Origin of the sequence: Clostridium sp., from assembly GCF_050717535.1 — a bacterium.
GTDB lineage: Bacteria > Bacillota > Clostridia > Clostridiales > Clostridiaceae > Clostridium_AD.
On record NZ_JBOITM010000007.1, the window covers coordinates 1 to 23,098 of the forward strand.

Genomic DNA, 23,098 nt, shown 5'->3' on the forward strand with positions numbered 1-23,098 from the left:
GCCGACTTCCTTCAGATTCCGTCTCGCGATGGACACCCTTGTCTTAAGCTATGCACTTGGCACTATTAACCCGTGCTAGGGACTTTCACCCATTAGATTGCGCCCATGCCGGGCGCACAATAAAAAACACTATGCATTAAACATAGTGTTTTCAATGGTGCGAGTAAGTCTATAAGCCGAGTTCTGTATTAGACAATCATCTATCTAGGCCTATTGTTACCAATAGGCTCAAGCGATACACCCGAAAGCGGGACGGGCAGTCCCAAAATGCTTTCCTATTCGATCTTGCTCCAGATGGGGTTTACATAGCCGCAAAGTCGCCATTGCGCTGGTGAGCTCTTACCTCGCCTTTCCACCCTTACTAGTATATTTCAGCGCTTCAGAAAACTGAGCTTTGAAATACCTTTAGCGGTATATCTCTGTTGCACTTTCCTTAGAGTCGCCTCCACTGGTAATTAGCCAGCACCCTTGCCCTATGGAGCTCGGACGTTCCTCTCCTGTATTTCTACAGCAGCGATTGTCTGGCTTACTTGCAAAGACTATTCTATCACATTTTACCGCAAAAGTCGAATTTATTTCCTCATTACTAAAAACCGTTATAAAACCGTTGTAAAACACAGAATATTATTGTATAATTAAAACAAATAATAATATATGTGCTAGGGGTGCCTTATGGCTGAGATATGAATATTTAATTCATTAACCCTTTATACCTGATCTGGATAGTACCAGCGTAGGGAAGCGGTCATGATGTATAAATGCATTAACTGTATTCCTTTGAGAATATAGTTTTTTTGTTTTTACCGTAATACTCCTATAGCACAATATGTGGAGGCTATTAAAATGAATTTTGCTGAAAGAATTACTGAACTTACAAAAAGTCCTATTGCTATTTTTGCGCTATTAGGCCTGTTTTTATTAATCTATGCGGTTTTAAAAATCAGAAAGATTAAATTTACTACCCATATGATAACCCTAGTTGGTTTATCTATTGCATTAGCTACTGTATTACAACTTATCACAATATTAAAATTGCCCCAAGGTGGTAGTGTCACTGCTGGAAGTATGGTTCCCATAATACTAATTGCTCTTTTTTATGGCCCCGAAGTTGGATTTTTAACAGGGTTTTTATTTGGAATTATTAATTTTATAATGACCCCATTTGCTGTCCATCCGGTGCAAGTCCTATTTGATTATCCCCTTCCATTTATGGCTATTGGAATAGTTGGTTACTTTAGAGCTTATGATATTAAAGGGAAACTTATGGGAGTGCTCCTTGCTATGCTAGCAAGATTTTCATGCCATTTTATATCCGGTGTAGTATTTTTCGGAAGTTATGCTCCAAAAGGAACCTCTGTTTATTTATATTCCTTTTTATATAATGGTTCGTACATGGGTATAGAAACCATTATTACCTGTGTAATTATTGCGATTTTACCTTTAAAACGATTATCAAAAATAGTTTTAAAGGATTAATCCAGTATTTCACCAACAATTATATAAACTGTAGTTCCCTTACCTATAATGGATTCTATATTCACACCATATTCTTCACCATAATACAGTTTTATACGTTTATCCACATTTTTTATACCTACTCCACCAAGCCTAACATCTTTGGTGGATTTTTCTTTTTGTAATAAACTTAAATCGAAACCATCACCATTATCCCTTATTGTGAATATAATATTTTTACCTTGTTTTTTTGCAGTTATATTTATAAATCCATTTCTATCTACCTCTCTAATCCCATGGTAAATTGCATTTTCCACAATGGGTTGAAGAATTATTTTTAATATTTTAACGTCTTTTATGTTTTCATCATAATAAAAATCACAGCTTAACTTATCTCCATATCTTTGCTTTTGAATATATAAATATTGCTTTATATGTTCAAATTCATTGTATATTGTAGTTATCTCATTCCCTCCATTTAATGACAGTCTAAAAAATTGAGCTAGAGCTTTTGTAGGAGATACTACTTTTTCAGTATCCTTGAATTCTGCCATCCAAGCAATAGTATCTAAGGTATTATACAAAAAATGAGGATTTATCTGGCTATGCAAAGCATTTAGTTCAGAAGTTCTTAAGTACTTTTCCTTTTGTGATATTTCGTCTAATAGTTTCTTTATTTTTTGTATCATATTATTAAAGTGCACAGCTAAGCTTTGAGCCTCATAGCAACCATTTTCGCTTAATTCAACCGTAGTAAAATTCTCTTCAATATTTCTCATAGCCTGTTCTAATTTTGCTATAGGCCGAGTTATTCTTCCCGCAAAATAGCTTCCACTATAAGCTATTATAAGTAAAAATACTACACTAATAAGGACAATAGTTTCTATAAGATTTCTTTTTATTACTCCCAATTCATGTAAGCTTGAGATTCCAAATAGTGTCCAATCAGTGTTCTTAATCTTGTAGCTCTGAATTAACGATTTAATTTTTGCATCGTATCCTTCAGGCATTTTACTCTCAGCAATTAGATTGTTTTGAAGCTGGGGACTTATAAAATAATTTGTATCTTTATGATAAACTACTTCATTTTTATTGTTTAGTATAAAAACATAATCTTTAGCTCCAACATTCAAATCATTTAAAAAGTTATCAATAATTTTATACTTAACATCTATTAAGAGTACCCCTAAATTGTTTCCCTTTTGGTCTCTTATTTCTTGGCTAATGGAGATAACCCAATTGTCTTTATCCATTGAAAAATTTTGCATCCTGGCCTTAGTAAGTATTGGCATACTACTACGTATAGCATCAACATACCACTGTTCTTTCATCATATCACTTGACATAGACATGTTTAACTCTTTTTCATTAGATATAAGCCTTCCATCTTTACTAACAATAATAATAGATTTTATAGAAGGATCACTTTCTATTGTATGATTTAATAGTCCACTCAGGTTTTTCTCTGCCTCATTATTTTTACTTTCGCTTAAATAATCTATAGTTTCATTATTATTAACCAAAATATTAGATATTACCTTTAACTTATCCACATAAAGCTCCACATAATTCCCACTTTTTTCTACAGCCATCTTAGTGGCATTTAAATCTTGATGGAGTTCTATATTAAAAAAACTATTATATAAAATAAGTGCCATGAGAAAAATAGCAATTAAACTTGATATAAAATAAAAACTTGTGATTTGAAACTTTATTTTATTAAAAGCTTTAGGTTTAATCATAAACTTAGCCCCTTACTTTCTCTTTATATTGATTTGGAGACATGCCATATTTCTTTTTAAACACAGTACTAAAATAGTTAGGATCTTCAAATCCCAGGGCTTCTGCTATTTCATAATTTTTCATATCTGTACTAAGTAATATTATTTTTGCCCTTTCCATTCTTTCATTAAATACATATTCTTGAAAAGTAACTCCAATTAGTTTTTTAAAAAGATTGCTTAAATATCCCAAACTAAGACCCATTTTATCCGATAATAGTGTTAATGATAGCTGAGGATTACCAATATTGTCTTCAATCTCCTTTTGTATTTTTGTCTTGTACCCATTATCATCATCGGAGATAGGCTTATTTTTAAGTCCATTAACAATAGATTTTACCTCCTCTTTATAATTTTCAGCACTAATCTTATTTATTAATTTCCCTAGGGCTTCACTCACATCTTTTTTAGAGACAGGCTTTAGCATATAATCATCTACCCCTAGCTTTAATGCAGTTACAGCATAATCAAAATAATCATAACCAGTAACTATGCATATTTTCACCTCAGGTTTTATGGCTTTACATGCTGCAGTAAATTCTAAACCATTTATTTTTGGCATATTTATATCGGCAAGAACTAAATCTGGTAGTTCTTCCTTAAAAATTTCTAATGCGACCTTGCCATCACTAGCTTCCAAAACTTTATATATATTAAGTTCACTAAAATTAACAAAAGATATAATTCCTTTTCTAATAATGTATTCATCATCTACTATTAATAACTTATACATATTTCACTTCCTACTATTTGACATTCACATTATCTTTAACTTTAAACAAAAGGTTGACCTAAATCAACCTTTTCTTCAAAATACTTATTATTTAATTAAATTCATTATATATCCATAGCCTGCAACTTCCATTTTATTCACAGGTATAAACTTTATGGAGGCACTATTAATACAATATCTCTTTCCACCCTTGTCACTAGGGCCATCATCAAAAACATGACCTAAATGTATATCTCCACTTCTGCTTCTAACCTCTGTTCGAATCATGTTGAATTTCTTATCCACTTTTAATGTAATTACTTGAGGTTCAACAGGCTTTGTAAAACTTGGCCATCCGCAGCCTGAATCGTATTTATCTGTAGAAGAAAATAGCGGTTCACCTGTTACTACATCTACATATAAACCTGCCTCATGGTTATCAAAATACTCATTGGAGAAGGCACTTTCCGTATTATTCTCTACAGCTACTTTATATTGAATGTCTGTTAGTTTTGCTTTTAGCTCTTCATTACTAGGTCTAGGATATTTTTTAATATCTATATTAACCACCTCTTCGCTAAGATTTGAAAAATCTATATGACAATACCCATTAGGGTTTTTCTCTAAATAATCTTGATGATACTCTTCAGCTAAAAAGAAATTCTTTAATGGCATAACTTCAGTATAGATCTTTGATGTATATTTCTTTTGCTGACTATTAATTACATTATCAATTACTATCTTATCCATTTCACCACTATAATATATACCTGATCTATATTGACTTCCAACATCATTTCCTTGTCTGTTTTTAGAAGTTGGATCTACCACTTTAAAATAAGAAGTTAACAGGGTTTCTAAACTAACCCTTTCAGGATCATATAACACATGCACTGTTTCAGCAAAATTAGTTTTTCCGGTGCAAACCTGTTCATAAGTTGGGTTATCCACATTACCATTAGCATAGCCAGAAGTCACATCAGATACGCCATATATTCTAGACATATAAGCTTCAATTCCCCAAAAGCATCCACCTGCAAGCCAAATTTCACTTAATTTTGATTTATCAAAATTTATACTAGCATTAGGATTATCAGGAAATTTAGATGTTTTAATAGGCACCGCCGCTGTAACATTATTCTTTTTAGATATTACTTTGGATAATGCTGGTATTAATATCACAACTGCTAATATAGCAAATATTAGAGCAAATACTCCTAAATATTTAAATTTCATACTATTACCACCTTTCTACCATATCTGTCTAGCCTAAAATATACCCATTATTTTTATTACTTTATATTCTTAAATTCATCCACAATAACCTCATTACTATTATGACCCAGTAGTGTTTTAACTAGAATCCCGTCACTTCCTATAAATACTGAAGTGGGATATCCTCGAACTCCGTACGTGCTCGCTACTATACCTTTTTCATCTAGTAGTACTGTTAAATTCTTATATTCTAGTCCACTAAACCACTTTTTAAACTCTTGTGAATCCATTTCTCCTCTAAAACTTGGTGATACTATAGTTATTACCTCAAAGTCTTTGTTCTGGGAAGCTAAAGTATTAGCCTCCTCAAGTCCTACTAGGCATATAGAACACCAAGATGCCCAATATTTTATATACACTTTTTTACCTACATAATCAGATAATTTATGATTTTTCCCTTGAAGATCCTTTAATTCAAAATCAGTAGCTTTTGTTCCTTCATTCATTGTTTTTGCCTCCACAGATTTTATTTTATCATCCACATTACTTATTTTAGTTTTGTTACTTCTTAAGCATCCCGTTAAAGTTGAGCCTATCAAAACAGCTATAAGTAATACTCCTATAATTTTTATATGTTTCATTGTTTTGTCCTCCTATTATTACTTGAAAAATCTTGTAAGTACATTTAAACTATTGTTCATAAGCAGGATACCCATTAAAATTATAATTATCCCACCTGCAACCTTTATTTTTCCTAAATGCTTATTTAGCTTTTTAACATGTCTTAATAATCCATCTGAGAAAATTGCAATTATTAAAAATGGAATCATTAAGCCTAGTGAGTAAATAATCATTAACCATACTCCATATAACGCCTGACCACCTGATGCAGAAATACCAAGTACTGCCGCAAGTATAGGTCCAATGCAAGGTGTCCATCCGAAGCTAAATGAAAACCCCAAAAGAAATATTCCAAATATCCCATTATTACTCTTTATAACTACTCTTTTTTCTCTATCTAACAACTTAAAATGTATTAATCCAGTTTGATGAATACCTAAAACAATAACTACTACTCCACAAAGTGTTATAAATACACTGCTATTAATTAAAGTCCCAAGAGAACCTGCCCCAAACCCTAATATGATAAAGCTTGTAGATATTCCTGCAACGAATACTAAGGTTTTTGCTATAACTAAAAGATTTATATTTAAAACGCCTAATTTTTTCATATATTTTTCATGGTTTTCATTGTCTTGATTCCCTGCAAAAATCGAAATATAAACTGGAAGCAATGGCACAAGGCAGGGTGAAAAAAAAGAAAATATTCCTGCTACAAAAACCGTACTCATAAATATTTCATTACCTACCATACTATCATCACCTTCCTTTAATAATATTATTCTAAGCTTTTATAGACTATTAGTACATAGAATATGATACTGTAATTATTTGATTATTCTATATAAAAAAGTTCCCACAAACTAATACGTTCGTGAGAGCATAAAATATATTTAAAATAAGGATATTTGTTCAGTTTTCTCATTATCATTGGTAATCACATAATTATAAACCATAGCTTCAATCTTTTGCAAATATCTTTCCATATTAAACTTTCTTTTTAAACCTTTATCGTTCATAAATCTAACTAATCCAAAAATAGCTCTCTCGCCCCAAGGTCTATCATGCTTTCCAAAGCACCAAGCTATCCCAGCAAATCCATTTGCGTCCCTACCATCTAAAAGATACTTATTATTTAAATAAATAGCTGTATTGTAAGCCTCTTCTGGATTTTTATTCCATTCTAATATTTTCTTTCCCCAATACATCCTCATATAGCCATGCATCTTACCCGTAATGAGCATTTCCTTTTGCGCAGCATTCCAATAAGCATCATGGGTTTTGGCTGCTTCCAGTTCTTGCACGGAATAAACAAACTCCCGTGAGTCTACCAAATGCTTTTCAAGTGTATTTAATGCCCAAGATGGAAGGCATGCATAACTATCATATTTATCATTATAAAAAACAAAATTCATACTTAATTCTCTTCTAATTATTAGTTCTTCTAAAAAAGCTTTTTTATCTTCTATATATACATCCATTAATTTAATATATATGTACAAAGGAGAAATCTGACCAAAATGCAGATATGGACTCAAATTAGAAGAATATACTTCTGAAGGTTCATTTTTAAGTTCAGTATAATGGGCTAATTTATTAGAAATAAAATCTTCTAATAATAGCTTGGCGTTTCTAGTACCACCCTTATAATATAGAACTCTCTTCACGGTTTTATCTATTTTAAGTTCTGAAATAACCTTATCCATATCTTCTATATCATATTCATAAAGTGGAAGCTCTAAATCAGTAGAATGTTTATCACATTCTCTCTCGTTAAGTGGTAATGCAAACTCCTCTAATCTCTTGTTTATCTTATTTCTAAGGGTATATGCGGAATATTCTTCTTTTATAGAAGCCATTTCTATAGGTACAATAACATTAGTTTCTACCTGCACCACACAGCATTTCGCATTTTGAGCTAAAAGCGTTCTCCACTTTCTTTCTATCCTTAAATATCCCCTATCTACCACCATTAATGCTGCAAAAGATGATATTTCTAAGGCTCCACTCTCAGGAGATATTTTTCTAATAATCATTTTAATATTTCTTCTAGCTAATTCTATTTTTACTTCTTTTAATCCCTCTAGCATAAAATAATAGTGTCTTTCATTAGCTTCTGGATAATTATCAGTTAAGCCAAAATATACAACTAATGGCTTTTTAAGTTCATTTGCCTGCATTATGGCATACTCTAGGGCATGATTATATTCAGTTCTTTGAGAACATTGCATCCAGTAAACCACGTAAGGATTATCAATCATTTTTTTATTATTTAAAACTTTAATTCTCTCTTGTAAAATCATTATTTTTAGCTCCATTATTATAGATTATTTTTCAACAATTAAAAAACTGCTAAAATATATTTCAGCAGTCCCCGTTTACTAACGTTTATTGATATACTCAATATATTTATTCACCATTTCTATCACTTTTTTTATACTATCAAAAACAATTTTGTCTTGTATTTTATCGTACTCGTGAACCAATCTATTTCGCATACCAGTACATGGTGCTAACTCTATTGCAAAGTTTATTGGAATAACATTTAATTCACCAATAATTTCAAATGAAGAATAATAGTCTTTTGATGGAGCATGATTCATTTCACTAATTATAATAGAATTTATATCCACCATATTTTCAACAATCAGTTGTATTAATCTTTCACCGGTTCTTTTTATAAAGTAATTTGAAATATATTGCTCATAGCTATACTCCATAAATGGCTCTAATTCCTCAATATATTCAGAAAGGTTTATTAACTTTCGGCGGATTACATTTGTATATACCATTTCTTTCACCTCTTATAAAATTTTCTAAATATGTCTCTTCTAATATTCTAAATTTCTTAGTATCATTGTATTGTTTTACAGTATTAGTATAAAAATCAAGAAAAATCTCATCCTCCTTACAAAATAATATTTTGTAGTTGGATATTATCTCAAATTTAAAAACAGGGTCACCATGATTTAAAATTGAAACATCTATAGTGTTATCTTTAAAAATCCGCATAAAATCTTTTATTATCTCTTCAAAATTATAAGCATCATCTTTTAAGAGTAATCCTAAGTCTATATCACTTTGAGCATTACTATTTCCAGATGCCTCAGATCCATATAATAAAACCATATTAATTCCATGCTTTACGCATGTGTTTTTTAATTCTTCTACATTGTAATCCATAAATTCCACCTAACTTCCTTCAATTAATATATTTATTATAAGAAGTCTCAACTTATTATTCACCATTCATTATAAATTAATTATAGGTTTTTCATATGGGTTTGTCAAAGCATATAGTAATATTTACCCTTATTTTATAAGTGAGTTACCCACGAACCTTGCAACAACTATTTCTTTTTATAAGTGTTGTTGGTATAACAACTTTTTTTGCTATTTCTCTTTCTGATTTTAACTTTTCAATCATTAAATCCACAGCAGTTTCACCCATAAATTCCATGTAGATTCTAACTGTAGTTAATGCGGGCACTATAAACTGTGCATTTATATTATCATTATATGATACAATACTTATATCTTCGGGTATTGCAAGTCCAGCTTCACTTATAGCTTTGTAGGCACCTATTGCCATAGAATCATTAGCTAAAATATATGCGGTTAAATTATTTTGATCACTTAATGCCTTTTTCATAAGCTCATAGCCACTTTGCGGTGTAAATTGACCTAAATACAAAATAGACTTGCAGTCTATTCCCCTAGCACACATTTCTTCCTTATAAGTTCTTTCCCGTCTATCAACAAAAATATCTTTACCCTCATTTATATGTTCCACACCACTTATAAATCCAATATTTTTATGCCCTAGTCCCTCTAAATAATTTAATGCATTTATAGTTGCATATTTAAAATCGCATACCACAGAATCATAAACTTCACTTTCCGGAGATGAGTCTACAAACACTATGTTATCCGACACTAGTCTAATCTTTTCCAGTTCCTTATGACCAAATTTTCCAATTGCGATAATTCCATCTATATCTTTTGCATATGTAGTAAAAAATGGTGATAATTTTACTACTTCAATATTTTCACTAGCGCATTTATTCTCTATAGCCATTCTTATAGATAAATAATACGGATCTAATACTTCTTCTTTTTCAGTGTACCAATTTGCTATAGCTATTTTATATTTACTTTTCTTTGTATTTTTTTCTTTCTTTTTTATATAATTTAATTCCTCAGCCGCTTCAAATATTCGTTGTTTTGTAACATCTGTTACATTTAATGTATCATCAAAGTTTAATACCCTAGATACAGTGGCAATTGATACTCCAGCTTTGGTTGCAATATCTTTTATTGTGGTCATAATTCTCACACTCACTTTTTTTATTTATCTTAATTATACTGTATTAACTTATTAAAAAGGTTTTATTTTAAGAGTGGATTATGTTTTAATCCGCCCTTAAAATATTTTTTCTATAACTTATTTATAAATTTATTAAAAGCTTGTATTCCTCTTTCATCCCTTTTGAATACCCCTGAATGTTCGAGAACCTCTGAAAATACCATTCCTATTTCTTTTTTCAATATTTCATCTACATTTTTTTCATTTATTTCTGAATATTTTTGAATTAATTGCAATGCCCATTCTTTATGCTTTATAAGCTCCTCACAATTATCCAAATCTGCAATTTTATCTTTATTTACTAAATAATAGCTTAACTGTTTTATCTCTGTTTTTAGTCTTGCAGGTAACACAGCAAGACCCATAACCTCAATAAGTCCAATATTTTCTTTCTTTATATGATGTAATTCACTATGGGGATGAAAAATTCCATCTGGATGCTGCTTGGATGTTCTATTATTTCTTAAAACTAAATCTATCTCATAGTCATTACCTCGCCTTCTAGCTATAGGTGTTATTGTATTATGTGGTATCTCCTCAGTAAATGCACTTATATCAACACTTTCATCAGAATACTTCTTCCAACTATTTAAAATATGATAAGCTAAATTAACTAAGGTTTCACTATCAGTTCCCGCTATTCTAACAACACTCATGGGCCACTTAACTCTACCAACTTTTACTCCCTTAAAACCTTCCAGCTCAAATTCTTCCTCTATAGGTGCCTTTGCCATAGCAAATTCATAGTTCCCACCTTGGAAATGATCATGGCTCAATATTGATCCTCCAACTATAGGAAGGTCAGCATTCGAGCCTATAATATAATGTGGATATTGCTTAACAAAATCTAAAAGTCTCTTAAAAGTTTGTTTACATATTTTCATTGGCACATGTTCGCCTTTAAGCACTATACAATGCTCATTGTAGTAAACGTAAGGAGAATATTGTAAAAACCATTTTTCGCTATCTAATTCAACTGGAATAAGCCTGTGATTACCTCTGGCTGGATGGTTTATCCTACCTGCATAACCCTCATTTTCTTTACAAAGTAAACAAATTGGATACCCACTTGTCTTTAAATTTCTAGCCCTAGCAATGGCTTTCGGGTCTTTCTCAGGTTTAGATAAATTAATAGTAATATCAATGTCTCCATAGCTTGTTGCACACTTCCATTTTAAATCCTTTTGTACTCTTTCCCATCTTATATAATTAGAGTTAATTGACAATCCATAAAAATAATTTGTCGCACTAATTGGACTTTCATTATAAAGCCTTCTAAATTCTCTTATTATTTCAGATGGTCTTCCTATTAAACAAGCCATTATTTTTGTGTCAAATAAATCTCTACTAACTATCCCATTGTCCTCTATTCTTCCATTATCATAAGCCCACTGGATTATATTATCTAAATTTCCTTGGAGTCTATAATTTTCATTTTCAATTTGTAGATCTTCAATTTCATCTAGTGATAGTGCTTCCAGAATCCTATTTTTTGTATATATTATATCCGCGCGTTCTATTAATTTCTTTTGCTCTCCATAATAAAGTAGCTTTTGAACCTCTATAGAAATATTTACTGCCATGTTAACACCCCTTTTATGTCATTAAAACTATTTATATAATTTTTACTTCATAAGCCTTAAGGGTACAACCCTCATAAATGACTTCGTAGTCATTATGATTTATTACAAACTTATGCTGAATATCATTGACCTCTCTAAATACAACTTCCACTGCACTTTGAGTTTTTTCGAATTTCATATCTGCTTGTTTAATAATACTTTCTACAATTATATTTAGTGTATCTTCATCTACTCCAGATCCCACATAATAAACAATACCTGCACCATAATTATTGCAAGTTACAGCTGCCTTTTCACTATAAAATTTATCTGTATACCTAAATAAAACCTTAGCCGTAGTAGTAGTTATCATATCTCTCCAAACCTTACCACTACCTATTATATTTTCAAAAGTGCCCTGTCCTAATATTTCAACTTCTTGACTGGCTTGAAGTGATTCACTTTCTTCTATTTCTATACCACATAACTTTTGAACATATCCAGGAAATACACTGCCTAAATAAAGGTTGTTATTTTCATCTTTTATACCCGTTCGAAAAGAGAATATCACAATACCGCCATTTTCAGTGAATTTCTCTAACCTTTCTGCTAGTGATTGCTCTATTATGTTCATTACCGGTAAAATCAATACTTTATATTTACTAAAATCAATATCTACTGATTGTACATCCATATTTACATTCAAGTTGTAAAAAGGGGTATATAATCGTACAAATTCATTGGTAAAATCAAATTCTGAGCTTTGAGGTTGCGCTTTCCATGACCAGATATTATCAAAGCAGTATAGTACTGCCACCTCTGATTTAATTTCTGAATTAACTAACTCTTCATATTTACTTATATCTTTAAAGAATTCCTCAGCTTCATAATATTTTCTTGAAGTTCTATTGTTTTGATCTATTATACCTAAACAATATTGTTCCGCTCCTTTGTTCATACCTCTCCATCTAAAGAACAGCATATTTGAACATCCATGAGCCATAGCTTGATAACTCCACATTTTAGCTTGATTTGGCCTTGGTAAATACCCTATTACGGTATGTCCTTGAGCACCCATTAATTGTTCTACAATCCAATAATTCTTATTTTTAAGTCCTCTTGCATAATCATGAGTCATAGCAATATTCGCTGGGGACAGTGGCTCTTTAAGACCTCCCCACACTGGATAATTATCATAGGACACAAAATCTAGTCCCTTAGCCATTGTGTTTTGATTATAACATTTATCAAAAAATCCTCCATAGAAATTATGAGTAACTCCTTGATGTTTTCCCTTTAGCTTTCTCACAATATCGATTTGCATTTTGGCATAACTATTAATTGAATAATCTCTAAATCTTGCAAAATCTAGTTGTAAACTAGGATTGTGAGAGGTTATGGTTTTTTTAGGAATAGGAATTTCATCAAAATTGTTATATGTTTGACCCCAAAATATTGTCCCATAGGTGTCATTTAAATTTTCAATAGTTTTGTATTTATCCTGTAAAAATTCTTGAAATGCTCCATGGCACTGATGACAGTAGCAAAAATCACTACCCTCATGACCAAGTTCGTTATCTATTTGCCAAGCTATTATAGCCTGTTCATCTCTATAATGATATACTAATTTTTCAACAATTTTTCTAGTGTATTCCCTGTATATATTAGAGTTAAAACAGTATTGTCTTCTTCCCCCAAACACTCTTTTATGTCCATGAATATCCTCTGATAAAATTGATGGATGATCCTTTGAAAGCCATGCTGGAAATGTAGCTGTAGGAGTCCCAAAAATAACTTTAAGGTGATATTCTTTTGCTTTTACAATTACATTATCAAAAAATTCGAAATCATATTTACCATCGGTGCACTCCATCATGTGCCAAGCAAATTCTCCAATCCTTATAGTGTTAACACCCATTTCCACCATTCTTGTCAAATCGGAATCCATCATATCAATATCCCAATGCTCTGGGTAATAATCTACTCCTAAATACATACAAACTCCTCCTTAAAGCTTCCTTGCGCCATCACCTATTTGAGCTACGTAAAACTCTGCTGCGTATCCTATCTTGTTTTTATATTCCGCTCCAACGTTTTTAATAAAATCATCCACAAATTCATCTTTAACTATACTTACTGTACATCCACCAAAGCCTGCACCAGTCATTCTAGACCCTATAACTCCTGGCATTTTCCAGGATATTTCAACTAAGATGTCAAGTTCTATACCAGTAACTTCATAATCATCTCTTAGTGATACATGTGACTTATTCATTAACTTTCCAAATAAATCTATATCTTTATTTTCAAGAGCTTTAACAGCCTCTATAGTTCTTTGATTCTCATAAATAGCATGCTTTGCTCTTTTTGCACAAATTTCATTTTTTATAAGATGCCTGTTTTTTTCAAATTCTTCTTCGTTTAGTTCACAAAGAGCATTTATATGAAGCGCAGTTTGTAAATCTTTAAGTGCAGTTTCACATTCCGCTCTTCGCTCATTATATTTAGAATCCGCAAGACCTCTTCTTTTATTAGTATTTGAAATTACTATAGATGCTCCATCTAACTTGATATTTGCATATTCATATTTTAATGTGTTTGTATCTAAAAGTATTGCACAATCTTTTTTACCCATGCCTATGGCAAATTGATCCATAATACCACAATTCACACCTACAAATTGATTTTCAGCTTGTTGGCTACACTTAACAATGCTTATCATATCAATATTAAAATCATATAAATCCTTTAAAACAACCCCTGTAACTACTTCAATAGATGCTGAAGAAGATAACCCTGCACCATTTGGAATATTACCATAATATAATATATCAAATCCACTATCTATTTTCATACCTTTCGTGCCAAAAGCCCAAATTACTCCCTTAGGATAATTTGCCCAATCATGTTCACTGTTATATTCTATATCATCTATATTCACGTCAATTATTCCTAGTTCTTTAAAATTCTCCGAATAAAATCTTAACTTATTATCGTTTCTCTTTCTAATTAATGCATAGGTACCAAATGTTATTGCACATGGAAAAACATTTCCACCATTATAATCTGTATGCTCGCCTATCAAATTTACTCTCCCTGGAGCAAAAAAGACTTTTTCTACCTCGGCTGCATACACTTTTTTAAACAAATTTTTTAATTTATTAATCATATTTTAGTCTCCTTTTAATAGTAGATTCGTCCCTGTAAACCTTTATATATAAATACTATCATTTATTCAGTAAAATTTCAATTGTTTTACTAAACTAATTTATTTTTATACATAAAAGCAGTATATTTATTTAATAAATGTACTGTAAAAGCAAATATGTCAATAGGTTAATATATAAGACTTAGCACTTTAAGTATAAGCTTTGTACCAAAAAAATAAATTTTAGTAAAACTTGTTTAAAACCATTGCTTTTTTACTAAAAACAATTTACAATGTACTCATGTAACCGTTTTTATTATTAACCATCATATTAGGAGGGGATTTTATGAAAAAGAAAATTTTATCAATAATGTTAACATCCGTTTTAGTATTAGGTGGATGTGGAAAAGCTACCACATCTGAGGTATCAAAACCTACAGAAGCACCAAAAACAGATGTAGCACAAACAGTAACAGTATGGGCTTGGGATAAGAATTTTAACATTCCTATAATGCAAGATGCTGCAAAAATCTATTCAGCCGACCACCCAAATGTAACAATTAAGGTTGTAGATTATGCAAAGGCAGATGTAGAAACAAAACTTCAGACAGGTCTAGTTGCAGGAGCAGCAGACAGTCTACCAGATATAACTTTAGTTGAAGATTATAATGCACAGAAGTATTTAACTTCTTATCCTGGCAAATTTGCGGATTTAACTGCGACTGTTAAAAGTAGTGATTTTGCAAAATATAAAGTTGATGCCGTGTCTCTTGACGGAAAAACATATGGACTTCCTTTTGATTCAGGTGTATCAGGAATGTTCTATAGAACAGATATACTTACAAAAGCTGGATACAAACCAGCAGATATGAAAGATATTACTTGGGATCAATTTATAAAAATCGGAAAAGATGTTAAAACTAAGACTGGAAAAGCTATGATAAGCATGGATGTATATAACGATGCAGCAATATTAAGAGAAATGATACAATCTTGCGGCAAATGGTATTTTGATAAAGATGGCAAAGTTACTATGGCAGATAATCAAGCACTTATAGATGCTGTAACTAAATATAAAGAAATTCAAGATGCAGGTATAGTAAAAAATACAGTTGGTTGGGGAGATTGGGTTGCTTCAATGAACAAAGGTGATGTAGCAACAGTTAACACTGGTGTTTGGATCATGGGTTCAATAAAAGCTGCAACAGATCAATCAGGTAAATGGGCAATAGCAGCATTTCCAAGACTTGCAACATCAGGTTCAGTAAATGCAACTAATCTTGGTGGTTCTAGTTGGTATGTTTTAAATGATTCAAAAAATAAAGATGTTGCTATTGATTTCCTAAAAACAGTGTATGCTGGAAATAACGATTTCTTTCAAAAAATTCTTGTAGAGAGAGGGGCCGTTGGAACTTACTTACCTTCACAAACCGGCACCGCATACTCTGCAGGAGATAAATTCTTTGGAGATCAAAAGGTATTTCAAGACTTCTCTGGTTGGATGAAGAAAATTCCTGGAGTTTCATATGGTTCCTATGCAGCAGAAGGAGACCAAGCTATAATGGCCCAAATGAAAGATATTCTAAGTGGAAAAATCACCGTTAAAGCTGGACTTAAAAATGCTGAAGATCAACTTAGTAGTCAAATTCAATAATATTATTAGAAAGTAGGATAAAGGAATGGTATTATAACCATTCCTTTATTGTAAAGTAGGAGGTTATTCCATGAAAACTAAAAAGCCCAGGAGTAAAGGTCAACGCAGAATTAATATAATTGGTTGGTTATTTATTTCAATAACTGTAGTTACATTTTTAATTTTTATTTTATACCCTGTTCTCAACTCTTTTTATCTTTCTTTTCACTCTGTTAAAGGAATAGTTCAAAAATTTAATGGACTTGATAATTACAAACGAATGTTTAATGATCAGTTGTTTAAAAAAGCATTATTAAATACTTTTATTTATTTAATTGTGCAAGTTCCTATAATGCTTACCATGGCTATGTTTCTAGCTACCTTACTTAATTCTAAAAAACTAAGGTTTAAAACTTTTTTTAGAACTGCAATCTTTTTACCTTGCGTTACCTCTTTGGTTGCATATTCTGTATTATTTAAAATGCTATTTGCACCAAATGGTATCATCAACTATTCACTTACAGCACTTAAAATAATTAGTGTTCCAATAGAGTGGTTAAGCGACCCAACCTTGGCGAAAGTGGTTATTATAATTGCTTTGTTATGGCGTTGGACAGGCTATAATATGATTTTCTATTTAGCTGCATTACAAAATGTACCAACTGAAACTTATGAAGCCGCTGAACTTGATGGTGCAAATTCAATTCAACAGTTTTTTTATGTTACAGTACCGCAGTTAAAACCCATCATTCTATTTACAACTATAATGTCTACAATAGGCACTCTTCAAATATTTGATGAACCTATGAATTTAACTAGAGGTGGCCCAGGAAATGCAACACTTAGTATTTCTCAATATATTTATAACCAATCTTTTGTGTATGCTCCAAATTTTGGTTATGCTGCAACACTATCTTATGTTGTTGTTCTCATAGTAGCAATACTAGCAATTATTCAAATTAAAATGGCAGGTGAAGATAAATGATAAATAAGTTAAAAAAATCTTTAAAAAACATAATTAAATATGGATTTCTTTCAATAGTGTCATTTTTATCTCTTTTCCCATTTTATTGGATGTTCATCTCAGCTACAAACAAGACAGTAGATATAACAAACGGAAAAATGACTTTTGGCTCAGAACTTCTAAACAACTATAATAGATTGATTAAAATTAGTGATATAGGCACACCCTTTATGAACACTGTTAAGGTAACACTTATATATACAGTTTTAGCCTTATCAATATGTTCAATAGCTGCTTATGGTTTTGAAAAGTTTAAGTCTCCTGGAAAAGAAAAAATATATGCTATATTTCTATTTTCTATGATGATTCCTTTTGGAGCAATAATGATTCCACTATTTAAGTTAGTAGTTGCTTTTAATATGGTAAATAATCATTGGGCTATTATTTTGCCTTACATTGGTCAAGTGTTTTTAATATTTTACTTCAGACAAAGCTTTAAATCTTTTCCAAATGAAATTATTGAAGCGGCCAGGATTGATGGAGCAGGAGAAATATCAATCTTTTTAAGAATCGTTGTGCCTTCTATGAAATCCACCTTTGCCTCTGCCTCGATTTTTGCATTTACCTTGCAATGGAATAATTTCATGTGGCCATTAATTGTATTACAAACAGATAAAATGAAGACTTTGACCTTAGTAGTTTCTTCCTTATCTTCAGCTTATTTCGTTGATTACGGTATTCTTATGCTAGCAATTGTAATTGCTACATTACCAATGGTTCTATTATTCATGACAATGCAAAAACATTTTGTTGAAGGAATGGTTGGGTCTGCAAAATAATATTGAAAAAATATAGAATTAGGTAGGTGAAAATATGAACACACTAAACAACACTTTTGAAATAAAAGAAGATTTTTACTTGGACGGTAAAAAGATTAAGATTATATCAGGAGCAATCCACTATTTTAGAGTGGTTCCAGAGTATTGGAGAGATCGTTTAGAAAAGTTAAAAGCCATGGGCTGTAATACAGTAGAGACCTACGTGCCTTGGAATATGCATGAACCTAGTATGGGATGCTTTAATTTTGATAAAAACCTAGATATAGAAAAATTTATTAAAATAGCACAAGACCTTAAACTTTGGGTAATATTAAGACCATCGCCTTATATTTGCGCTGAATGGGAGTTTGGAGGCTTACCAGCTTTTTTACTAGCTGAGGATGGAATGAAAGTTAGGTCATCTTACAAACCCTTCTTAAAGTATTTAAATGATTATTATAGTGAATTGTTTAAGATAATAAGTCCACTTCAGATAAATTATGGTGGACCCATTATTATGATGCAAATCGAGAATGAATATGGTTATTACGGAAACAATAAAAAATATTTGCAAGTCATAAATGATATGATGAGAAAATTTGGAGCAGTAGTCCCTTTTGTTACATCAGATGGACCATGGGGCGAAGCTTTAGAATCTGGAAAACTAGACACTAACGTCCTTGCAACTGCCAATTTTGGTTCAAAACCGGAGGATGCACTTCCAAAACTGAAAAGTATTATTGGAAATCGACCCCTCATGTGCATGGAGTTTTGGATTGGTTGGTTTGATGCCTGGGGCGATAAAAAACATCATGTAAGATCTGCATCAGATACTGCAAAAGATTTAGATGGAATCCTCAGTGAAGGTCATGTAAATATTTATATGTTTCATGGAGGAACAAATTTCGGCTTTATGAATGGATCGAATAATTATGAAAAACTTACACCAGATGTAACTTCTTATGATTATGATGCAGTACTTACCGAATGGGGAGACATAACTCCTAAGTATGAAGCCTTTAAAAAAGTTATATCTAAATACGTTGAAATACCTAAGGTTATTTTTTCAACAAACATTAAAAAAATTTCTTATGGAAAACTATACGTTGTGAAAAAAGTATCTTTATTTAACACACTAGATAACATATCCACCCCTGAATACAGAGAGGACATACTTCCAATGGAAAAATTAGGTCAAAGTTATGGCTATATTCTTTATCGCTCCAATGTAGGAGTCGGCAGAAATATAGATAGCTTTAGACTACTTGGTGCACATGATAGAGCTAAAGTGTATGTAAATGGCAAAAATGTCCTAACTCAATATGATAGAGAACTAGGATCTCCTGCTAAACTTGTTTTTGATAAGAAAGAAGATAATTCCCTGGATATATTAGTTGAAAATATGGGAAGAGTCAACTTTGGAGAAAAACTAAACTATCAGCATAAAGGAATTGTAGATGGAGTTATAATAGATACACATGCTCATTCTGGTTGGAATCACTATACCCTTCCATTAGATAATATAGAAGATGTAAATTATAAAGGTGGTTATGAACAAGGTACCCCTGGATTTTATAAATTTGAACTGCAAGTTCAAACAATAGGTGATACTTTCCTAAGATTTGACGGCTGGGGAAAAGGATGTATATTTGTAAATGGTTTTAATATAGGACGATTTTGGGAACTTGGACCACAAAAATCACTTTATATTCCAGGTCCTTGCCTAAAAATTGGTAAAAATGAAATTGTAATTTTTGAAACTGAAGGAAAAGTATCAGAATTTATTACCTTAGAAAATACTCCAGACCTAGATATTTAAGAATAATTAAATTTAAAGAAGTGGATATTTATCCACTTCTTTAAATTTAAATATTACTACAACTATTTCTTATAATAAGTTGCGTTTTTAATTTAATGCTACTAGTCGTAACATTTTTATTTTCAATTAAGTCTAAAAGCATTCTTGAAGCATTTTCTCCAAGCAAATACATATTTTGATCTACAGTAGTAAGTTTTGGTTCAACTATAGTTGAAATATAACTATTATCAAATCCAATTATTGAAACGTCTCCCGGCACATCAAATTTCATTATTCTACAAGCATTCATAACTCCCACAGCCATTAAATCATTACAAGCAAATACAGCTATAGGTTCTTTTAATGCTTTTAATTTTTTAAGTTCTGACTTCATTATCTGGATTGCCCCGTCCACGGTTTTATTACTATTTCCTTCCCCTATATCTATAATTCTTTTTTTATGACCCAATTTATTTTCTTCCATGAATTTATTGTATACATCCTCTTTTATATCATAGGAATAACTTTCTTTACCTCTTACAAAAATTATATTTTTGTGTCCTAGTTTTAAAAGATACTGCATGGCTTGTCTTACGCCACTTGCTTCATCATTAAGCACAAAATTACAATTAATGTTATTATTATATCCATTAATTGATACAAGAGGAATATCGCTACTCGCTGTTTCATAAAACCCATTTTTCATATTTTCAGTTTTGGGATCTATAACTATGATCCCATCTACCTGTCTGCCCATAAGTGATCTTATATATTTTATTTCTTCCTGCGCCTTATCATCTGTATCGCACAGATAAATTGAATAACCCTTTATTCTAAGTTCATATTCAATAGCCTTAATTACAGTTGGAAAAAACATATTACTTATGCTTGGAACTAAAATACCTATTGTTTTTGTATTCTGACTAACTAGTGACCTTGCCAAAACATTAGGACTAAAATTTAATTTTTTTACTGCTTCCTCAACCCTAATTCTGGTCTCTTGCTTAACAGGATAATTGCTATTTATAACTCTTGATACAGTACTCATAGAAACATTTGCTTCTCTCGCAACATCCCTTATATTAGCTTTCATTTTAGCCTCCTATAAAAATATTTATCTTTCTTACGTGTAAATATTACTAAAAAGTTAAATCTTTTAAAGTATTTATAACTAATAAGGAGCTGTCTCATAATAATTTATTTTGAGACAACTCCTTATATTATTGCACATTAATTACTAATTTAGGCAGCCTTAGCTTCATTTTTTTTAATCTTCTCTGAATCTTTTCTTTTTATAAATATTACTGCAAGTGTTATTATAATAGCTACAATTAACATATATCCAAAAGTATAAATTGTAATTCCGTTAACTGAAGCTACACCAAGTTTTGAAAATAATATATACATTGATATCATAAGAAATACAACTACTCCGCCTGCTACGTGACGATGCTCCCAAGGCTCTATATCAACTACATTTCTTATTTCCATTACGTAATCCGTTTCTCTAGGCTTAATTTTGCCTATTATTAACATAAGTGCACTACTTAGTACAAATAATATTGCAAGTTGATAAAGGAAGTTCAAGTCCGGCTTAATTACTAACTGTAGTATTGCATAAGTTCCTACGAAAAATACTAATGATACCTTTGCTGCAATTGCAGGAACTCGTTTTGTAACATATCCAATAAATACTATAGTAAATATAGGGACATTGAAAAATCCATTTACTATTTGTAAATATTGAAATAATCCTTGTGGTGCATACATTATAAATGGAGCTATAATCATTGAGACCCCTGCTATTATCAGTCCAAAGGATTTAGCTTTAGAAACAAGTTCTTTATCGCTTTTACCTTTCCCAAAAATAGGTCCATATACATTTAGTGCAAATAGTGTTGAAGCGCTGTTCAAAACTCCAGTAAATGTACTTAAGACAGCACCAAACATTGCTGCTGCAAAAAATCCCGTTAAGTACTTAGGCATTACAGCATTAACTAGTTTTGAATACATAAGATCTGGATTTACTGCTCCTCCTCCAAATATTTGAAAAGCTATAATTCCTGGTATAATTACAATTAGTGGTGTCATTACTTTTAAAAGGCCTGCAAGTATTACTCCCTTTTGACCTTCTTTAAGATTTTTAGCTGCGAGAGCTCTCTGTATTATAGATTGATCAGTACCCCAATAATAAAGATTAACTAATAATAAACCTGTCATTGCCGCACCAAAAGGAACAGGATCATTTGCTCCACCTACTGCATTTAACTTTTCTGGTGCAGTGGAAACCATATATGATAACCCCTGGGAAAAGCTTCCTTTACCCAGATATAACAGTCCAAAGAAAGGCACCAAGAGTCCACTAACGGCAAGTCCAATTCCGTTGTATAAATCGGATACTGCAATTGCTTTGAGTCCACCTATTACTGCATAGACATAACCAATTATACCTATCGACCATACTGTAATCCATATACTCATCTGATAACTTATTCCAAAAGTACTTTCCAAATTAAATATCTGACTAAGTGCAATAGCGCCAGAATAAAGTGTAGTTGGAAGTAAATTTAATACATAACAAAGTAAAAACAATATTGAAATGCTTTTCTTAACACCTGAATCATATCTATCCTCAAGAAAATCTGGTACAGTTGTTATTCCTTGTTTTAAATACCTTGGTACTAAATACATGGCTACAACAACAAGTACAAGTCCAGAGGTAACTTCATATGCCATGTTACTCATATTACCACTATAAGATTGTCCGCTCATACCAACAAAATTTGCTGCACTTAGATTTGTTAGTAAAAGTGAGGCACCAATAACTCCACCTGTTAAGCTACGTCCACCTAAGAAATAAGCATCCTTTGATTGATTTCTTTTATTATTACCTTTTAGCTTTAAGTAAGTAATAAGACCAACTAAACCTGTGAAAAATATAAATGAAACAATAGTTAAATTCTGCATAACACATCTCCAAGTTATTATTTTTTAATAGAAAACCTTTTCTATCGTTGTAAATATA

19 protein-coding genes, 1 other RNA gene and 1 riboswitch are annotated in these 23,098 nt (G+C 31.3%); of the genes, 5 read left to right on the plus strand and 15 right to left on the minus strand.

Going from position 1 to position 23,098, the window contains the following annotated elements:
- Window positions 1-156 precede the first annotated feature (156 nt).
- Window positions 157-533, minus strand: an RNA gene (gene rnpB / locus ACREVU_RS01570) — RNase P RNA component class A.
- A 118-nt stretch (window positions 534-651) separates the two neighbouring features.
- A riboswitch (TPP riboswitch) is annotated at window positions 652-757 on the plus strand.
- 86 nt (window positions 758-843) lie between these two features.
- Between rnpB and thiT the strand changes: the two genes are divergently transcribed.
- Window positions 844-1,476, plus strand: coding sequence for an energy-coupled thiamine transporter ThiT (gene thiT, locus ACREVU_RS01575; RefSeq protein WP_431549882.1), 633 nt, complete (start codon window positions 844-846; stop codon window positions 1,474-1,476).
- Here thiT and ACREVU_RS01580 read toward each other — a convergent pair.
- The 12 genes from ACREVU_RS01580 to ACREVU_RS01635 all read right to left on the minus strand — a co-directional run bounded on the left by ACREVU_RS01580 (window position 1,473) and on the right by ACREVU_RS01635 (window position 14,881).
- A complete protein-coding gene (locus tag ACREVU_RS01580; protein ID WP_431549883.1) occupies window positions 1,473-3,197 on the minus strand; it encodes a sensor histidine kinase in 1,725 nt (574 codons plus the stop codon). The two genes, thiT and ACREVU_RS01580, sit on opposite strands and share 4 nt — an antisense overlap.
- A 4-nt stretch (window positions 3,198-3,201) precedes the next feature.
- On the minus strand, window positions 3,202-3,969 hold the full coding sequence (locus ACREVU_RS01585) for a response regulator transcription factor (protein WP_431549884.1): 768 nt from the start codon (window positions 3,967-3,969) through the stop codon (window positions 3,202-3,204).
- 87 nt (window positions 3,970-4,056) lie between these two features.
- On the minus strand, window positions 4,057-5,184 hold the full coding sequence (msrB, locus tag ACREVU_RS01590) for a peptide-methionine (R)-S-oxide reductase MsrB (RefSeq protein WP_431549885.1): 1,128 nt from the start codon (window positions 5,182-5,184) through the stop codon (window positions 4,057-4,059).
- Between the two features lie 56 nt (window positions 5,185-5,240).
- Window positions 5,241-5,804, minus strand: coding sequence for a redoxin domain-containing protein (locus ACREVU_RS01595; RefSeq protein ID WP_431549886.1), 564 nt, complete (start codon window positions 5,802-5,804; stop codon window positions 5,241-5,243).
- An 18-nt stretch (window positions 5,805-5,822) separates the two neighbouring features.
- Window positions 5,823-6,536, minus strand: coding sequence for a cytochrome c biogenesis CcdA family protein (locus ACREVU_RS01600; protein ID WP_431549887.1), 714 nt, complete (start codon window positions 6,534-6,536; stop codon window positions 5,823-5,825).
- 141 nt (window positions 6,537-6,677) lie between these two features.
- The gene (locus ACREVU_RS01605) at window positions 6,678-8,102 is read right to left on the minus strand and encodes a deoxyribodipyrimidine photo-lyase (RefSeq protein ID WP_431549888.1); all 1,425 of its coding nucleotides are present in this window, start codon (window positions 8,100-8,102) and stop codon (window positions 6,678-6,680) included.
- 63 nt (window positions 8,103-8,165) lie between these two features.
- Entirely contained in the window at window positions 8,166-8,576 is a 411-nt protein-coding gene (gene hepT, locus ACREVU_RS01610) for a type VII toxin-antitoxin system HepT family RNase toxin (protein ID WP_431549889.1), read from the minus strand.
- Window positions 8,530-8,967 carry a type VII toxin-antitoxin system MntA family adenylyltransferase antitoxin gene (gene mntA, locus ACREVU_RS01615; protein WP_431549890.1) on the minus strand — a complete coding sequence of 146 codons (438 nt, stop codon included), beginning with the start codon at window positions 8,965-8,967 and terminating at the stop codon, window positions 8,530-8,532. Before mntA ends, hepT begins: the two co-directional genes overlap by 47 nt.
- A 145-nt stretch (window positions 8,968-9,112) precedes the next feature.
- Entirely contained in the window at window positions 9,113-10,111 is a 999-nt protein-coding gene (locus ACREVU_RS01620; RefSeq protein ID WP_431549891.1) for a LacI family DNA-binding transcriptional regulator, read from the minus strand.
- Window positions 10,112-10,221: 110 nt separating this feature from the next.
- The gene (galT, locus tag ACREVU_RS01625; RefSeq protein WP_431549892.1) at window positions 10,222-11,733 is read right to left on the minus strand and encodes a UDP-glucose--hexose-1-phosphate uridylyltransferase; all 1,512 of its coding nucleotides are present in this window, start codon (window positions 11,731-11,733) and stop codon (window positions 10,222-10,224) included.
- A gap of 31 nt (window positions 11,734-11,764) precedes the next feature.
- Window positions 11,765-13,708, minus strand: a complete 1,944-nt coding sequence (locus tag ACREVU_RS01630) for a beta-galactosidase (protein ID WP_431549893.1) — start codon at window positions 13,706-13,708, stop codon at window positions 11,765-11,767.
- 12 nt (window positions 13,709-13,720) lie between these two features.
- Window positions 13,721-14,881 (minus strand): galactokinase, encoded by a 1,161-nt coding sequence (locus ACREVU_RS01635; RefSeq protein ID WP_431549894.1) that lies wholly within the window; start codon window positions 14,879-14,881, stop codon window positions 13,721-13,723.
- A 325-nt stretch (window positions 14,882-15,206) separates the two neighbouring features.
- Between ACREVU_RS01635 and ACREVU_RS01640 the strand changes: the two genes are divergently transcribed.
- The 4 genes from ACREVU_RS01640 (at window position 15,207) to ACREVU_RS01655 (ending at window position 20,094) form a co-directional block, all read left to right on the plus strand.
- A complete protein-coding gene (locus tag ACREVU_RS01640; RefSeq protein ID WP_431549895.1) occupies window positions 15,207-16,514 on the plus strand; it encodes an ABC transporter substrate-binding protein in 1,308 nt (435 codons plus the stop codon).
- 70 nt (window positions 16,515-16,584) lie between these two features.
- Entirely contained in the window at window positions 16,585-17,478 is an 894-nt protein-coding gene (locus ACREVU_RS01645; RefSeq protein ID WP_431549896.1) for a carbohydrate ABC transporter permease, read from the plus strand.
- A complete protein-coding gene (locus tag ACREVU_RS01650; RefSeq protein WP_431549897.1) occupies window positions 17,475-18,296 on the plus strand; it encodes a carbohydrate ABC transporter permease in 822 nt (273 codons plus the stop codon). The genes ACREVU_RS01645 and ACREVU_RS01650 overlap by 4 nt, the downstream gene beginning before the upstream one ends.
- Before the next feature lie 34 nt (window positions 18,297-18,330).
- Entirely contained in the window at window positions 18,331-20,094 is a 1,764-nt protein-coding gene (locus ACREVU_RS01655) for a glycoside hydrolase family 35 protein (protein WP_431549898.1), read from the plus strand.
- 46 nt (window positions 20,095-20,140) lie between these two features.
- Here ACREVU_RS01655 and ACREVU_RS01660 read toward each other — a convergent pair whose 3' ends face one another.
- Together ACREVU_RS01660 and ACREVU_RS01665 are read right to left on the minus strand one after the other, a co-directional pair.
- Window positions 20,141-21,166, minus strand: coding sequence for a LacI family DNA-binding transcriptional regulator (locus ACREVU_RS01660; protein ID WP_431549899.1), 1,026 nt, complete (start codon window positions 21,164-21,166; stop codon window positions 20,141-20,143).
- A 149-nt stretch (window positions 21,167-21,315) separates the two neighbouring features.
- Window positions 21,316-23,040 (minus strand): solute:sodium symporter family transporter, encoded by a 1,725-nt coding sequence (locus ACREVU_RS01665; RefSeq protein ID WP_431549900.1) that lies wholly within the window; start codon window positions 23,038-23,040, stop codon window positions 21,316-21,318.
- Window positions 23,041-23,098 lie beyond the last annotated feature (58 nt).

Bases quoted from the DNA above. Each gene is read 5' to 3' on its own strand.
- thiT (WP_431549882.1), top strand. From the start codon at position 844: ATGAATTTTGCTGAAAGAATTACTGAACTTACAAAAAGTCCTATTGCT.
- ACREVU_RS01580 (WP_431549883.1), bottom strand. From the start codon at position 3,197: ATGATTAAACCTAAAGCTTTTAATAAAATAAAGTTTCAAATCACAAGT.
- ACREVU_RS01585 (WP_431549884.1), bottom strand. From the start codon at position 3,969: ATGTATAAGTTATTAATAGTAGATGATGAATACATTATTAGAAAAGGA.
- msrB (WP_431549885.1), bottom strand. From the start codon at position 5,184: ATGAAATTTAAATATTTAGGAGTATTTGCTCTAATATTTGCTATATTA.
- ACREVU_RS01595 (WP_431549886.1), bottom strand. From the start codon at position 5,804: ATGAAACATATAAAAATTATAGGAGTATTACTTATAGCTGTTTTGATA.
- ACREVU_RS01600 (WP_431549887.1), bottom strand. From the start codon at position 6,536: ATGGTAGGTAATGAAATATTTATGAGTACGGTTTTTGTAGCAGGAATA.
- ACREVU_RS01605 (WP_431549888.1), bottom strand. From the start codon at position 8,102: ATGGAGCTAAAAATAATGATTTTACAAGAGAGAATTAAAGTTTTAAAT.
- hepT (WP_431549889.1), bottom strand. From the start codon at position 8,576: ATGGTATATACAAATGTAATCCGCCGAAAGTTAATAAACCTTTCTGAA.
- mntA (WP_431549890.1), bottom strand. From the start codon at position 8,967: ATGGATTACAATGTAGAAGAATTAAAAAACACATGCGTAAAGCATGGA.
- ACREVU_RS01620 (WP_431549891.1), bottom strand. From the start codon at position 10,111: ATGACCACAATAAAAGATATTGCAACCAAAGCTGGAGTATCAATTGCC.
- galT (WP_431549892.1), bottom strand. From the start codon at position 11,733: ATGGCAGTAAATATTTCTATAGAGGTTCAAAAGCTACTTTATTATGGA.
- ACREVU_RS01630 (WP_431549893.1), bottom strand. From the start codon at position 13,708: ATGTATTTAGGAGTAGATTATTACCCAGAGCATTGGGATATTGATATG.
- ACREVU_RS01635 (WP_431549894.1), bottom strand. From the start codon at position 14,881: ATGATTAATAAATTAAAAAATTTGTTTAAAAAAGTGTATGCAGCCGAG.
- ACREVU_RS01640 (WP_431549895.1), top strand. From the start codon at position 15,207: ATGAAAAAGAAAATTTTATCAATAATGTTAACATCCGTTTTAGTATTA.
- ACREVU_RS01645 (WP_431549896.1), top strand. From the start codon at position 16,585: ATGAAAACTAAAAAGCCCAGGAGTAAAGGTCAACGCAGAATTAATATA.
- ACREVU_RS01650 (WP_431549897.1), top strand. From the start codon at position 17,475: ATGATAAATAAGTTAAAAAAATCTTTAAAAAACATAATTAAATATGGA.
- ACREVU_RS01655 (WP_431549898.1), top strand. From the start codon at position 18,331: ATGAACACACTAAACAACACTTTTGAAATAAAAGAAGATTTTTACTTG.
- ACREVU_RS01660 (WP_431549899.1), bottom strand. From the start codon at position 21,166: ATGAAAGCTAATATAAGGGATGTTGCGAGAGAAGCAAATGTTTCTATG.
- ACREVU_RS01665 (WP_431549900.1), bottom strand. From the start codon at position 23,040: ATGCAGAATTTAACTATTGTTTCATTTATATTTTTCACAGGTTTAGTT.